The organism is Sphingomonas sp. Ag1, from assembly GCF_000980895.1.
GTDB classification, from domain to species: domain Bacteria; phylum Pseudomonadota; class Alphaproteobacteria; order Sphingomonadales; family Sphingomonadaceae; genus Sphingomonas; species Sphingomonas panaciterrae.
This window is the reverse complement of sequence record NZ_LAZX01000081.1, coordinates 44,117-58,398: the sequence shown is the minus strand read 5'-3', so window position 1 is coordinate 58,398 and position 14,282 is coordinate 44,117. Positions and strand designations below refer to the sequence as shown.

The window sequence follows — 14,282 nt, the reverse complement described above, 5'->3', positions numbered from 1 at the left end:
TCGACAGCGCGCGCGATTTCCCGCCGTTTGGTGCGCAATTAAGGAGCTTTACTGACTGCGCCCCCAGCGAAAAGCGCAGATTACCTTGTCGTCGAGAACCATTCGGCGGGCGGGGACCAATCCATGGTGGAGGATGTTGGACACGCAAAGGACGGCGCGGGCCGGGCGCTGTGGACAAGCACGATCGCCTTCACCGTTTGCTTTGCGGTCTGGACCATCTTTTCCATCGTCGGGCTGGGCGTCAAAGAGGAACTGGGGCTTTCCGACACGCAATTCGGCCTGCTGACCGGCACGCCGATCCTGACCGGATCGCTGGTGCGCGTGGTCCTGGGCGTATGGTCGGACCAGATCGGCGGGCGGCGGGTGTTCGCCGCGGTCATGGTGCTGTCGGGCATCGCGACGTTCCTGATGTCCTATGCGCACACCTACCCCCAGTTGCTGATCGCGGCGCTTGGCGTGGGGCTCGCCGGCGGGTCGTTTTCGGTCGGCGTCGCCTATGTCTCCAAATTCTATCCCGCCGAGCGGCAGGGCACCGCGCTCGGCATCTTTGGCGCGGGCAATATCGGCGCGGCGGTGACCAAGTTCCTCGCCCCCTTCGTGATGGTCGCGATGGGCTGGCAGGCGGTGGCGCAGATCTGGGCCGCGGCGATCATCGTGATGGGGGTGATCTTCCTGTTCGTGACGCCCGAGGATCCTGACCAGAAAACGCGCCAGCACGGCGGCCAGAAGGCCGAAAGCATGGCCAGCCAGCTGAAGGTGCTGCGCAACGTCCAGGTGTGGCGGTTCTCGCTTTATTATTTCTTCGTGTTCGGCGGGTTCGTCGCGCTGGCGATGTGGCTGCCGCGCTACCTGATCGGGGTCTATGGCCTCGACATCCGCACCGCCGGGATGCTCGCGGCCTTTTATTCGGTGCCGGCCAGCCTGTTCCGCATCTATGGCGGCTCGCTGTCCGATCGCTACGGCGCGCGCAAGGTGATGTACGCCACCTTCATCGTCTCGGTGCTGTGCACGTTCCTGCTGTCCTATCCGCCGACCAGCTACGTCATCGAGGGGGTGAACGGCCCGATCACCTTCAGCACCTCGATGGGGCTGGTGCCGTTCCTGATCATCATCTTCGTGCTCGGCTTCTTCATGAGCCTGGGCAAGGCGGCGGTCTACAAGCACATCCCGGTCTATTACCCCAATCACGTCGGCGCGGTCGGTGGCCTGGTCGGGATGATCGGCGGCCTCGGCGGCTTCGTCCTGCCGCTCGCCTTTGGCGCGTTGCTCGACCTGACCGGGATCTGGACGAGCAGCTTTGCCCTGCTGTTCCTGATCGTGCTCGTCTCGCTGCTCTGGATGCATGGCGCGATCCAGCACATGGAGCGCGAGGCGTCGGCGGCGGCGCACGTGCCGCAAAGTCCCGAGCTGCCCGAGTTCCGCGGCATGGGCGAACCGGAAACCCGCCGCGCGGCGATGCGCGCCGGGCCGATCGCCGAATGGCGGCCGGAGGATCCGGATTTCTGGGAAAACACCGGGCGGTCAATCGCCAGACGTAACCTGTGGATTTCGACCTACTGCCTGCTCCTCTCCTTTGCGGTGTGGATGGTGTGGAGCGTCGTCGTCGCGCGGCTGCCCAGCATCGGTTACACCTTCACCACCGACCAATTGTTCTGGCTCGCCGCCGTGCCCGGCATATCCGGCGCGACGTTGCGGATCTTCTACGCCTTCCTGGTTCCGATCTTCGGCGGGCGGCTGTGGACCACCTTGTCGACCGCATCGCTGCTGATCCCCGCGTTCGGCATCGGCTATGCCGTGCAGAACCCGGGAACGCCGTTCTTCATCTTCCTGGTGCTGGCGCTGCTGTGCGGCTTTGGCGGCGGCAATTTCGCCTCCTCGGTCGCCAACATCAGTTTCTTCTACCCGGCGGCGGAAAAAGGCCGTGCGCTGGCGATCAATTCGGGCATCGGCAACCTTGGCGTCAGCGTGATGCAGCTCGTCGTGCCGGTGGCGATCACCATGGGGCTGTTCGGCGCGCTTGGCGGGCAGGCGCAGGTGGCGAGCGACGGGACTTTGCTGTGGCTGCAGAATGCGGGCTTCATCTGGGTGCCGCCGGTGATGCTGGGCGCGGTGCTCGCCTGGTTCGGGATGAACGACATCCTCAGCGCCAAATCCTCCTTCGCCGACCAGGCCACGATCTTTGGCCGGCGCGACAATTGGATCATGTGCTGGCTCTACACCGGCACGTTCGGGACGTTCATCGGCATGTCGGCGGGCTTCCCGCTGCTCTCCAAGCTGGTGTTCCCGGAGGTCGACGCGCTGCACTACGCCTTCCTCGGCCCGCTGGTCGGCGCGCTGGCGCGGGCCGGCAGCGGCGGCCTGTCGGACCGGATCGGCGGCGCCAAGGTCAGCTTCTGGGTCTTCCTGGTCCAGGCTGCCTCGATCATCGGCATGATCTGGTCGCTCGACGCGCGCAGCTTCGCCGGCTTCTTCGGCATGGTGCTGCTGCTGTTCTTCGTCAGCGGCGTCGGCAATGCCTCCACCTTCCAGATGGTGCCCGCGATCATGCGCCGCGTGTTCGACGTGGAACATGCCGACATGCCCGTCGAGGAGCGGCGGCTGCACGCCGATCGTGAATCGGCGGCGATCGTCGGCTTCATCTCGGCGATCGCGGCCTATGGCGCCTTCTACATTCCCAAGGGCTATGGCTGGTCGATCAGCAGCACCGGGTCTGCCGACGGCGCCTTGTGGGCGTTCTTCGCCTTCTACCTCAGCTGCGCGGCCCTGACCTGGGTCGCATACAGCGGGCCGCGCGGCATGTTCGGGTCGCGCCCCCGCCTCGGCGCCCCCCCTTCCGGCGCTGGCAAGCGCGACCTGACCAGCGGAGCCTATTCATGAGCCATTTCCTCGATCGCCTGACGTTCTTCCGCCGCGAGCAGGGCAAGTTTTCCGACGGTCTCGGCATCACCACCGATGAGACGCGCGCGTGGGAGGATGCGTATCGCAAGCGCTGGGCGGCGGACAAGATCGTGCGGTCGACGCATGGCGTGAACTGCACCGGATCGTGTTCGTGGAAGATCTACGTCAAGGGCGGGATCGTCACCTGGGAAACGCAGCAGACCGATTATCCGCGCACCCGCCCGGACCTGCCCAATCACGAACCGCGCGGCTGCCCGCGGGGTGCCAGCTACAGCTGGTATCTCTATTCCGGCACGCGGATCAAATATCCGCTCGTCCGCGCGCGGCTGATCCGCCACTGGCGCGAGGCGAGAAAGTCGCTGCCGCCGGTCGCGGCGTGGCAATCGATCGTGCAGGACAGCGACAAGCGGCGCGACTGGGTGTCGAAGCGCGGGCGCGGCGGCTTCGTCCGCATCGGCTGGGACGAGGCGACCGAGATCATCGCTGCGGCCAACGCCTATACGATCAAGGAATATGGCCCGGACCGGGTCGCGGGATTTTCCCCGATCCCGGCGATGTCGATGATCTCCTATGCCGCGGGCAGCCGCTATCTGTCGCTGATCGGGGGCACGCTGCTCAGTTTCTACGACTGGTATTGCGATCTGCCGCCGTCGTCGCCGCAGACCTGGGGCGAGCAGACCGACGTTCCCGAAAGCGCCGACTGGTACAATGCCGGCTTCCTGCTGGTATGGGGATCGAACATCCCGATGACCCGCGCGCCCGACGCGCATTTCTATTCGGAGGTTCGCTATCGCGGCGCCAAGAGCGTCGTCATCGCGCCCGATTATAACGAGGCGGCAAAATTCTCCGACATGTGGCTCCACCCCAAACAGGGGACCGATGCCGCGCTGGCGCTGGCGCTTGGCCATGTCGTGCTGAAGGAATTCTACGTCGATCGGCAGGTGGAATATTTCGCCGATTACACGCGGCAATATTCCGATTTCCCGTTCCTCGTCCGGCTGGTCGAGCGCGACGGGCGGCTGGTGCCCGATCGCCTGCTGCGCGCGGCCGATCTCGACGGCGCGCTGGGTGAGCTCAACAACATCGACTGGAAGCCGGTGGCGATCGACGACGCCAATGGCGAACTGGTCGCGCCGCGCGGCACGATCGGGTTCCGTTGGGGCGAGGTCGGCAAGTGGAACCTCGAGGAAAAGGACGCCGAGGGTAACCAGGTGCGGCTGCGCACCACGCTGGCGGCGCATAATGACGGCGTCGAGCCGGTCGCCTTCCCCTATTTCGGCTCCACCGCGCCGCACGATTTCGTCGCCACCAATCATGACGAGGTGCTGCTGCGCAACCTGCCGGTGCGGCGGATCACGCTGGCCGGCGGCGTCAGCGCGACGGTGACCACCGTGTTCGACTTGATGTGCGCCAATTACGGGGTCGATCGCGGCTTCGGCGGGGAGAATGTCGGCACCAGCTTCGACCAGGACGTGCCCTTCACCCCGGCCTGGGCGGAAAAGGTGACGGGCGTGCCGCGCCAGGCGATCATTCAGGTGGCGCGCGAATTCGCCGCCAATGCCGAAGTCACCAAGGGCCGCTCGATGGTGATCCTCGGCGCGGGGCTCAACCATTGGTACCATATGGACATGAGCTATCGCGGGATCATCGCGTTGCTCGTGATGTGCGGCTGCGTCGGCCAGTCGGGCGGTGGCTGGTCGCATTATGTCGGGCAGGAGAAATTGCGCCCGCAGACCGGCTGGCTGCCGCTGGCCTTTGCGCTCGACTGGACCCGCCCGCCGCGCCAGATGAACGGCACCAGCTTCTTCTACGCGCATACCGACCAGTGGCGCTACGAAACGCTTCGCATGTCGGAAATCCTCTCGCCGCTGGCGCCCGAGGGTGACTGGTCGGGCAGCATGCTGGATTACAATGCCAAGGCGGAACGGATGGGCTGGCTCCCCTCCTCGCCGCAGCTTCAGATGAACCCGATCGAGCTTGGCCGCCACCTCCACGACAGCAAGGCCGATCCCGGCAATGCCGTCGCCGAAGGGTGGAAGACCGGCGTCATCAAGCCCGCCAGCCTCGACCCCGACAATCCGCAGAACTGGCCGCGCAACATGTTCTTCTGGCGGTCGAACGTGCTGGGGGCGAGCGGCAAGGGCCACGAATATTTCCTGAAGCACCTCGTCGGATCATTGCACGGCATCGTCGGGACCGACAGCGATATCGAGCAGATCGACCGGCCGCGCGACGTGGTGTGGCGCGACGAGGCGCCCGTCGGGAAGCTCGACCTGATGGTCAACATCGATTTCCGCATGTCCACCACCAGCATGTATTCCGACATCGTGCTGCCGACGGCGACCTGGTACGAAAAGCACGATCTCAACACGTCGGACATGCACCCGTTCATCCACCCGCTGACCGCGGCGGTGGACCCGGCGTGGGAAAGCCGCAGCGACTGGAACATCTTCCGTTCGATTGCGGAGAAATTCTCGCAGGTCTGCCCCGAGGTGCTGGGCATCGAGCATGACGTGGTGCTGGCACCGATCCAGCATGACAGCCCGGGCGAGCTGGGCCAGCCCTATGAGCCGAAGGACTGGCTGAAGGGCGAATGCGATCCGATCCCCGGCAAGACCATGCCCTCGGTGCAGATCGTCGAGCGCAATTATCCCGAGACGTTCGCGCGCTTCACCGCGCTCGGCCCGCTGCTGGAAAAGCTGGGCAATGGCGGCAAGGGGATCAGCTGGGACACGGCGCACGAGGTGGAGCTGCTCGGCAACCTCAACGGGCGGGTGTCCGGCGGGCTGACCGAGGGGCGGCCGCGGATCAACACCGATATCGACGCCTGCGAGACGATCCTGATGCTCGCGCCCGAGACCAATGGCGAAGTCGCGCTGAAGGCGTGGGAGGCGCTGGGCCATACCACCGGGCGCGATCACCGGCATCTGGCGGAGGGCAAGGAGGAGGAGAAGATCCGCTTCCGCGACGTCGCCGCGCAGCCGCGCAAGATCATCTCCTCGCCGATCTGGTCGGGGCTGGAGAGCGAGAAGGTCTGCTACAACGCCGGCTATACCAACGTCCACGAACGCATCCCGTGGCGAACGCTGACCGGGCGGCAATCACTGTACCAGGACCATCAGTGGATGCGCGCGTTCGGCGAAAGCCTGGTCACCTGGCGGCCGCCGATCGACACCAAGACAGTGCATGACGTCGTCGGGCGGCTGCCCAACGGCAACAAGGAAATCCTGCTCAACATCCTCACCCCGCACCAGAAATGGGGCATCCATTCGACCTATTCGGAAAACCTCCTGCTGCTGAGCCTCAGCCGCGGCGGGCCGACGGTGTGGATCAGCGAGGATGATGCGACCGCCGCCGGCATCGAGGACAATGACTGGATCGAGGTGTTCAACATCAACGGCGCGGTGACCGCGCGGGCGATCGTGTCGCAGCGGATCATGCCCGGATCGGCGATCATGTATCACGCGCAGGAGAAGCTCGTGAACACCGTGGGGTCCGAAATCACCGGCCAGCGCGGCGGGGTGCATAACTCCATCACGCGGATCAACATGAAGCCGACGCACATGATCGGCGGCTACGCCCAGCTTGCCTATGGCTTCAATTATTACGGCACCGTCGGCGCGAACCGCGACGAATTCGTGATCGTGCGCAAGATGAGCCAGGTGAACTGGTTCGACAAGCGCGCCGACGATGCCGCCAATGTCACCGGCGGCACGGCCGACTGGGGCACCGGATCAAGCGTGGAGGCCGCAGAATGAAAGTCCGCGCACAAATCGCCATGGTGCTCAATCTCGACAAGTGCATCGGCTGTCACACCTGTTCGATCACGTGCAAGAACGTGTGGACCAACCGCGAGGGCGTCGAATACGCCTGGTTCAACAATGTCGAGACGAAACCCGGCATCGGCTATCCGAAGGACTGGGAGAACCAGAAACGCTGGAAGGGCGGCTGGATCCGCAAGAAGAACGGCAGCATCCAGCCGCGCCAGGGATCGAAATGGCGCATCCTGTCGAAGATCTTCGCCAATCCGCATTTGCCGGAGATCGACGATTTCTACGAACCCTATACGTTCGAATATGAATGGCTGCAGGCTGCGCCCGAGCTTCAGGCGCAGCCCACCGCCCGCCCGCGATCCCTGCTGACCGGCGAGGCGCTCAACAAGATCGAATGGAGCGGCAATTGGGAGGACATGCTTGGCGGCGAATTCGCCAAGCGCAGCCAGGATCAGAATTTCGACGGGGTGGAAAAGGAGATCTACGGCCAGTTCGAACAGACGTTCATGATGTACCTGCCGCGTCTGTGCGAACATTGCCTCAACCCGGCCTGCCTCGCCTCCTGCCCGTCGGGCGCGATCTACAAGCGCGCGGAGGACGGCATCGTCCTGATCGATCAGGAGAAATGCCGCGGCTGGCGGATGTGCGTGTCGGGCTGCCCGTACAAGAAGATCTATTACAATTGGTCGACCGGAAAGTCGGAGAAGTGCATCTTCTGCTATCCCCGGATCGAGACGGGGCAGCCCACCGTCTGCTCCGAAACCTGCGTCGGGCGGATCCGCTATCTCGGCGTCGTCCTCTATGACGCCGACCGGATCGAGGCCGCCGCCTCGGTCGAGGATCCGCAGGATCTGTACGAGGCGCAGCTTGGCGTGTTCCTCGATCCCAACGACATCGCCGTACAGGAAGCCGCGCGGCGCGACGGGGTGCCCGAATTGTGGCTGGAGGCCGCCACCCGCTCGCCCGTCTACAAGATGGCGGTGGAATGGCGCGTCGCCTTCCCGCTCCATCCCGAATATCGCACGCTGCCGATGGTCTGGTACGTGCCGCCATTGTCGCCGATCCAGTCGGCGGCGGAGGCGGGCAAGATGTCCTCGCGCGACGGGATGCCCGACGTGCGCAGCCTGCGCATCCCGCTTCGCTACCTCGCCAATTTGCTGACCGCGGGGAAGGAGGAACCGATCGCGCTGGCGCTCGAACGGATGCTGGCGATGCGCGCCTATATGCGGGCGAAATCGATTGACGGCCGCATCGACGAGGCGATCCCCGAGCGCGTCGGCCTCACCCGCGCGCTGGTCGAGGACATGTACCGCATCATGGCGCTGGCCGCCTATGAGGACCGCTACGTCATCCCGACCACCCACCGCGAGCTGGAGGAGGACGCCTATGTCCTGCGCGGCAACAGCGGCTTCGGCTTCCGCGAGGACAGCAACGGATCGACCAAGGTGAACCTGTTCGGCGGGGCGAAGCGAACGCCGCGCAAACGCTACATGGATGCCCCGACATGAGGATGACGCTGAAGGCGCTGGCCGCCCTGCTCGACTATCCCTCCGCCGAGCTGCAGGAGAATGCCGCCGCGATCGGCGCGCTGCTGCGCGAGGAAGGCGCGCTGCGCAAGCCGGTGCTGGCGCGGCTCCAGCCGCTGCTCGATGCGATGGCGAACGACGATCTGCTCGACCTGCAGATCACCTACAGCGACCTGTTCGACCGTTCGCGCCGGCTGTCGCTCCACCTGTTCGAACATGTCCATGGCGACGGGCGCGAACGCGGCCAGGCGATGATTGACCTCGGGCAGCAATATGCCGCCAGCGGGCTGCTGCTCGACACGCGCGAACTGCCCGATTTCGTACCGGTGTTCCTGGAATATGCGTCCAACCTGCCGCCCGGCGAGGCGCGCGACTTCCTGGGCCAGCCGGCGCATGTCTTCGCCGCGCTGGCCGAGCGGCTGGACGAGCGCGAGGCGCCTTATGCCGGCATCTTCCACGCGCTGCTCGCGCTGGCCGGGGTGAAGCCCGATGCCGGCGCGCTGGCGGAGCTCAAGGAACGGCAACCGTCCGAGGATCCGGCAAAGATCGACGAGGAATGGGAAGAGGCGCCGGTCAGCTTCATGGCCTCCGCCGCGCACGACATGGGCGGGCCGACCGGCGTCGTCGCCAAGATCCGCGCCTCCAACCGGGCCCAGAAGAGGGAAACGGGAGCATGAACGCGTTCATCAACCAACTCGCATTCGGCTGGTACCCGTATCTCGCCGTCACCGTGCTGATCGTCGGCAGCATCCTGCGCTTCGACGCCAGCCAGTTCAGCTGGCGATCGCAGTCGAGCCAGTTCCTGCGCCGCCGCCAGATGGTGCTCGGATCGAACCTGTTCCACATGGGGCTGCTGATCCTGCTGTTCGGCCATTTCGTCGGGCTGCTGACCCCGGCGACGGTGATCGACCGGCTGGGGATCGGGCATGAGTTCAAGCAGCTCGCCGCGCTGATCGTCGGCGGCATCGCCGGGGTCATGGCCTATATCGGCTGCACCCTGCTGCTGCACCGCCGGCTGGTCGATCCGCGCATCTGGCGCAGTTCGTCGTGGGGCGACATCGCGGTGCTGGTGCTGATCTGGTGCCAGCTGACGCTGGGCATCCTCACCACCTTTTGGACGATCCGCCACCTCGACGGCAGCGAGATGCTTCGGTTCATGAACTGGGCAAACGGCATCCTGACGCTGAACCCCGGCGCGCCGGAGGAAATCGCCGACGTGGCGCTGGTTTACAAGCTGCACATCATCCTGGGGCTGACGCTGTTCCTCATCACGCCGTTCACCCGGCTGGTGCATATCTGGAGCGCGCCGGTCTGGTTCCTGTTCCGCCCCGGCTATCAGATCGTCCGGTCGCGGATGCCGATCGGCAAACGCTATCTCTCGCCCACCCGCGGGCCGGCGGGCGGCGCGGCGAGCTATGGCGGCGACACGATGCTTCGTCAGCAGGCCGAGGAGAGCCAGGCGATATGACACGGCAGGCAGACACGCTCGATCTCACCCCCCGCCCGGCAATGCCGTCGGCCTGTGCCAGCGGCGGGTGCGGCGGGGCCGAACCCCTCCTCCCCCCGCCCCCCAGCTTCGGCGACGTGCGGGTCAATGGCGTGGAGATCGATCCCGAAAGCATCGCGCAGGAAATCCAGCATCACCCCGCGCCCGACATGGAAACCGCCTGGACCGAGGCGGCGCGCGCGCTGGCGGTGCGCGAATTGCTGCTGCAGGAGGCGCGCCGGCTCGATCTGGTCGCCGAACCCGAGGAGGATGAGGCCGGCCGCGTCGAGCCGGAGGAGGATGCGCTGATCCGCGGCGTGCTGGAACAGGCGGTCCGCCCGGAGCTTCCCGACGAGGCCGAATGCCGGCGCTATTATGCCGCCAACCGCCAGCGGCTGCGCACGCCGGACCTGTTCGACGCCGCGCATATCCTGATCGAGCCGGAGGGCGACGACGCTGCCGCCTGGACCGCGGCGGAGCGGCGCGCGTTCGAGATCGCGCAGACCGTCGGCGACGATCCCACCGCCTTCGCCGTCGCCGCGCGCGCCTGTTCCACCTGCCCCTCGGCGCAGCAGGACGGATCATTGGGCCAGGTGCGGCGCGGTGAACTGGTCAGCGAAGTGCACGAGGCGCTGGAGCGGCTGGCCGGCGGGACGATCACGCCGCGCCCGGTGCGATCGCGCTTCGGCTGGCACGTGCTGCGGCTGCATCGCCGCGTGCCGGGGCAGGTCCTTCCATTCGAGGTGGTACAGCCGAAGATCGCCGAGATGCTGGAGGCGCGCAGCTGGACCATGGCCTCGGCCCGCTACATCTCCGCGCTTGCCGAGCGCGGGAATGTCGAGGGCATCAGGATCGGCGCGGACTGATGCCGACGCTGGTCGAAACGGACGCCGGCTGATGCCGACGTTGGGCGACACGCTCGCCGCCGCGCGCCGCTCGTCGGCGGGGCTCGAACAATGGCTCGGCCGTACCGATCCGGCGCTCGCCGGGGAGGCCGCCGACGCGGCCGGGCGGCTGGGGATCAGCGTGTCGGGCTATGCGCGCATGGCGATCGCCGATTTCACCCGGCTGGCGGGCGAGGAGGATTGGGCGACGCTGATGTCTGGGCTTCGCGACAGCCAGGACCCCGGCACCACCTGCCTTGCGGCGATGGTCCACTGGCGGCTGACCGCGCCCGCCTGCCGCGCCCATTCGGACACTCATCAGGCCGGAGCGACCCATGGCTGACACCCCCAAGAATCAGATCAACCCCGCGATGAAGCGGGGCACCGAAACCCAATATGATACCCAGACGAGTTCGCCGGCGCCGATCGACACCGCATCGGCGACCGAGGGGGAGGGCGAAGGCTGGCCGGTGATCTGGCTGATCGTCCTGGCGATCTGCCTGGTCGTCACCGGCTATCTCATCATCTGAAGGCCCCCACCCCGCCCCCGCCCCGTTCCCGCGCCGGGGCGGCGCGGTGCGATCCGCTTCCCTGCCCGATCGAGGAGTTTGCCGTGAAGCACATCCCCGGATCGATCGCCGCCCTCGTTCCGCCCACGCTTGCCGCCTGCACGCTGGCCGCCGCCGCGCCGGCCACCGCTCAGCAGGTCGAGATGAAGCCGCTGGTCGATGCGCGGGTGCGCTACGAACATGTCGACGAGGACGGGCAGCCGCGCGATGCCGACGCGCTCACCATCCGCCTGCGCACCGGCGTGGAGGCGACCCGCGGCCCGTTCAGCGCGCTGGTCGAGGCGCAGGGCACGCTGGCCGCGATCGACCGTTATTATGACGGCGTGACCGGGCTCGCCAACCGCCCGCTGATCGCCGATCCGCAGAACATCGCGCTCTACCGCGCGCAGCTTCGCTACCAGGACGATGCCGTGTCGGTGACGGCGGGTCGGCAGGTCATCGCGCTCGACGACGAACGCTTCGTCGGCAATGTCGGCTTCCGCGACAATGCGCAGACGTTCGACGCGGTGCGCACGGTGCTGACGCCGCTGCCCAAGCTGAAGCTGGACGTGACCTATGCCTGGAACGTGCGGACCATCTGGGGGATCAACGGCACCGGCGCGCGCCAGCCCAGCATCGGCGGCGACAATGTATTCGCCAACCTCTCCTATGCGACGCCGGTCGGCACGCTCACCGGCTTTGCCTATCTGGTCGATCAGGACGAGGCGGCGGTGCAGGGCTATCGCCTGTCCAGCCAGAGCTATGGCGCGCGGCTGGCGGGATCGACCGCCCTGACGCAGGCGGCGAAGCTTGCCTGGCAATTGAGCTATGCGCGGCAAAGCGACTGGCACCGCAACCCCAATCGCTATGCCGCCAATTACTATCTCGCCGATGCGACGCTGTCGGTATCGGGCTGGTCGCTCAACGCGGGCTATGAAGTGCTGGGCGCGGACGACGGCGTGGCCTTCACCAGCTTCCAGACGCCGCTTGGCACCAATTTCAAGTTCCAGGGCTGGGCCGACAAGTTCCTGACCACGCCGCCCAATGGCGTGCGCGACCTGTATGTCGGCGGCGGCTATGGTGTGAAGGAGGTGCTGGGCGCGGATGCGATCTCGCTGTCGGGCACGTGGCATCGCTTTCGCAGCGACCGGCTGGGGCAGCGCTACGGGACGGAAATTGACCTCATCGCCAGCGTGAAGGTGCGCCGCGCGCTCTTCTCACTGCGCCACGCACGCTACCGCGCCGATACGTTCGCGACCGACACCGACAAGACGTGGGTGCAGCTCGACTGGGCCTATTGAGCCGGCCGCGTTGCGGTGAGCGCCCTAACGGCGGCCGTCGGTGACGCCGCAGCGCAGCCGGTCGCCGGCGCGGCAGGCAGCGACATCCGCCTCCCACCGTTCGCGGTCGGCACGGGCGGCCGCGAGCTGCGCCGCATAGTCCGACATTGCCGCGGCATGGGCAGCGGCCTCCGTACGATAGCGGGCCAGCCGCTCCTGCTGCGCGGCCTTGTCGGCGGCGATCCGGTCAAGCTGCGCCTGCGCGGCGGAAAGCTGCGCGCTGTTCACCTGGCGCAGCTTCTCCGCCTCGGCCGCAGCGATCGCCTCCATCGCGAGCTGTTCGGCGCTGGGGGCGGTGGGCGGCGGCGGCACGCGCGTGTCCGAGGCACCGGTGCGCGGCAGGTCGAGCACCAGTCCGCCGGCGCGCGGGGTCTCGACCGCGGCGGGCTGCGCCTCTGGGAAGGCTTCTGCTTCCTGCGGCGCGGCCTCCGGCGGCGCGATGCGCGAGGGCGGGATGTCGATGGTGCGGATCGCCGGCGGCGCGCCGATCACCTGCGCGGCGGCGGGCAGCGATCCGGCGGCAAGGGCAGTGACGAGGCAGAGCGAGAGCGGGGAAAGGCGGATCGGCATGAGGGATCGTAACGCAGGCGTCATGTCGTTTCGCTGAACGAGCGGCCGGAGGGCGGGGTTACAGTGAGGTGCGGAGGACGATCTAAGGACCGGGGAAAGATCGAATGAACACGACGCCCGTGCTTGAAACCGGTGCGCCAGGCTTCACCTCGGCCGCACGCGATTACTTTCCCGGTGCGCTCAGATCGTGATGGCGACGAACACCGCCCCGGTCTCCTCCTTGCGCTGTGCCGTGTCGAATGCCTCGTTGATGCGATCCAGCGGGAAACGGTGGGTGATCATCCTTTTTACGTCGATGCGCCCCTTGGCGATCAGATCCAGCACCATGCCCTGTTCGCGATAGATATCGTGCATAGCGAAGCTGGCGCTGAGGATCAGCTGAATCTCGCTCATCTGCAGCCGCTGCCATTCCAGCGGGATGCTCGTCTCGCCAGCGTCGAAGCCGCCGACGATCACCACCTTGCCCGCGCGGCGCACCATCTTCGTTGCCTGCGGCAAGGTCGTCGGCATGGCGTCGCCGCCTGCACATTCGAAGACGATGTCCGCCCCCTTGCCACCGGTGAAAGCCCTGACGCGCTCGACCGCATCCTCGCGGCCACTATCAACGACCGCATCCGCCCCAAGCTCGCGTGCCAAGTCCAGCGAACTCGCCACCTTGTCGCAGATGATCACGTCCGCCCCGCTCGCCTTGGCGAGCATCATCTGCCCGAGACCGATCGGCCCGGCGCCGATCACCGCGACCTTGTCGTTGATGCCCAGTCCCGAGAGATGCTGCGCATGCAGGCACACCGAGAAGGTATCGATCAACGATGCTTCCTCGAAGCTGACATGATCGGGGAGCGGGTAGAATTTCTCCGCCGGTCCCGACACATATTCGGCATAGGCGCGCGAGACGTACCTGGTGCGCACGTCATACAGGTGCTCGCAGATGTTGTAGCGCTGTACGCGGCAGTATTCGCAGACGCCGTCGCCCATCACCGTCTCGATGACGACGCGGTCGCCTGGCTTCACGTTGCTGACGTCCGCGCCCACCTCGACGACTTCACCCGCCAGCTCATGCCCCATGATATGGCATTCCAGCGCGGGATCGTGCTTCTTCCAGTGGCGCAGGTCCGTCCCGCAGATTCCTGCCACGCGAACGCGGGCCAATACGAAGTTGGGCGCCGGGATGATTGGGCGTTCCACCTCGATCAAAGCAAACGTGCCTTCGGCGGTCTTCAGTGCAGCCTTCATGGCGCGGATGCCTCCCTTGCCCGG

11 protein-coding genes are annotated in these 14,282 nt (G+C 66.4%); 9 read left to right on the top strand and 2 right to left on the bottom strand.

Going from position 1 to position 14,282, the window contains the following annotated elements:
• The first annotated feature begins 123 nt into the window (after positions 1 to 123).
• The 9 genes from XM50_RS04465 to XM50_RS04425 all read left to right on the top strand — a co-directional run bounded on the left by XM50_RS04465 (position 124) and on the right by XM50_RS04425 (position 12,416).
• Positions 124 to 2,877 carry a nitrate/nitrite transporter gene (locus XM50_RS04465; RefSeq protein WP_046407689.1) on the top strand — a complete coding sequence of 918 codons (2,754 nt, stop codon included), beginning with the start codon at positions 124 to 126 and terminating at the stop codon, positions 2,875 to 2,877.
• A complete protein-coding gene (locus tag XM50_RS04460) occupies positions 2,874 to 6,656 on the top strand; it encodes a nitrate reductase subunit alpha (RefSeq protein ID WP_046407687.1) in 3,783 nt (1,260 codons plus the stop codon). Before XM50_RS04465 ends, XM50_RS04460 begins: the two co-directional genes overlap by 4 nt.
• Positions 6,653 to 8,179, top strand: a complete 1,527-nt coding sequence (gene narH, locus XM50_RS04455; protein WP_046407686.1) for a nitrate reductase subunit beta — start codon at positions 6,653 to 6,655, stop codon at positions 8,177 to 8,179. The genes XM50_RS04460 and narH overlap by 4 nt, the downstream gene beginning before the upstream one ends.
• Complete coding sequence (narJ, locus tag XM50_RS04450; RefSeq protein ID WP_046407684.1) at positions 8,176 to 8,874, top strand: nitrate reductase molybdenum cofactor assembly chaperone; 699 nt, start codon at positions 8,176 to 8,178, stop codon at positions 8,872 to 8,874. Before narH ends, narJ begins: the two co-directional genes overlap by 4 nt.
• The gene (gene narI, locus XM50_RS04445) at positions 8,871 to 9,665 is read left to right on the top strand and encodes a respiratory nitrate reductase subunit gamma (RefSeq protein ID WP_046407682.1); all 795 of its coding nucleotides are present in this window, start codon (positions 8,871 to 8,873) and stop codon (positions 9,663 to 9,665) included. Before narJ ends, narI begins: the two co-directional genes overlap by 4 nt.
• The gene (locus XM50_RS04440; protein WP_156167129.1) at positions 9,662 to 10,549 is read left to right on the top strand and encodes a peptidylprolyl isomerase; all 888 of its coding nucleotides are present in this window, start codon (positions 9,662 to 9,664) and stop codon (positions 10,547 to 10,549) included. Before narI ends, XM50_RS04440 begins: the two co-directional genes overlap by 4 nt.
• Positions 10,550 to 10,580: 31 nt before the next feature.
• Positions 10,581 to 10,910 (top strand): hypothetical protein, encoded by a 330-nt coding sequence (locus tag XM50_RS04435; protein ID WP_052742427.1) that lies wholly within the window; start codon positions 10,581 to 10,583, stop codon positions 10,908 to 10,910.
• Positions 10,903 to 11,097: a hypothetical protein gene (locus XM50_RS04430; protein WP_046407679.1), complete on the top strand. Its 195-nt coding sequence runs from the start codon at positions 10,903 to 10,905 to the stop codon at positions 11,095 to 11,097. Before XM50_RS04435 ends, XM50_RS04430 begins: the two co-directional genes overlap by 8 nt.
• Before the next feature lie 182 nt (positions 11,098 to 11,279).
• Positions 11,280 to 12,416, top strand: coding sequence for a hypothetical protein (locus tag XM50_RS04425; RefSeq protein ID WP_231621853.1), 1,137 nt, complete (start codon positions 11,280 to 11,282; stop codon positions 12,414 to 12,416).
• Positions 12,417 to 12,440: 24 nt separating this feature from the next.
• Here XM50_RS04425 and XM50_RS04420 read toward each other — a convergent pair whose 3' ends face one another.
• Entirely contained in the window at positions 12,441 to 13,025 is a 585-nt protein-coding gene (locus XM50_RS04420; RefSeq protein WP_046407677.1) for a hypothetical protein, read from the bottom strand.
• 180 nt (positions 13,026 to 13,205) lie between these two features.
• Complete coding sequence (locus XM50_RS04415) at positions 13,206 to 14,258, bottom strand: zinc-dependent alcohol dehydrogenase (RefSeq protein ID WP_046407676.1); 1,053 nt, start codon at positions 14,256 to 14,258, stop codon at positions 13,206 to 13,208.
• Positions 14,259 to 14,282: the final 24 nt, after the last annotated feature.

Bases quoted from the DNA above. Each gene is read 5' to 3' on its own strand.
- XM50_RS04440 (WP_156167129.1), top strand. From the start codon at position 9,662: ATGACACGGCAGGCAGACACGCTCGATCTCACCCCCCGCCCGGCAATG.
- narH (WP_046407686.1), top strand. From the start codon at position 6,653: ATGAAAGTCCGCGCACAAATCGCCATGGTGCTCAATCTCGACAAGTGC.
- XM50_RS04425 (WP_231621853.1), top strand. From the start codon at position 11,280: ATGAAGCCGCTGGTCGATGCGCGGGTGCGCTACGAACATGTCGACGAG.
- XM50_RS04465 (WP_046407689.1), top strand. From the start codon at position 124: ATGGTGGAGGATGTTGGACACGCAAAGGACGGCGCGGGCCGGGCGCTG.
- XM50_RS04460 (WP_046407687.1), top strand. From the start codon at position 2,874: ATGAGCCATTTCCTCGATCGCCTGACGTTCTTCCGCCGCGAGCAGGGC.
- narI (WP_046407682.1), top strand. From the start codon at position 8,871: ATGAACGCGTTCATCAACCAACTCGCATTCGGCTGGTACCCGTATCTC.
- XM50_RS04430 (WP_046407679.1), top strand. From the start codon at position 10,903: ATGGCTGACACCCCCAAGAATCAGATCAACCCCGCGATGAAGCGGGGC.
- XM50_RS04435 (WP_052742427.1), top strand. From the start codon at position 10,581: ATGCCGACGTTGGGCGACACGCTCGCCGCCGCGCGCCGCTCGTCGGCG.
- narJ (WP_046407684.1), top strand. From the start codon at position 8,176: ATGAGGATGACGCTGAAGGCGCTGGCCGCCCTGCTCGACTATCCCTCC.
- XM50_RS04415 (WP_046407676.1), bottom strand. From the start codon at position 14,258: ATGAAGGCTGCACTGAAGACCGCCGAAGGCACGTTTGCTTTGATCGAG.
- XM50_RS04420 (WP_046407677.1), bottom strand. From the start codon at position 13,025: ATGCCGATCCGCCTTTCCCCGCTCTCGCTCTGCCTCGTCACTGCCCTT.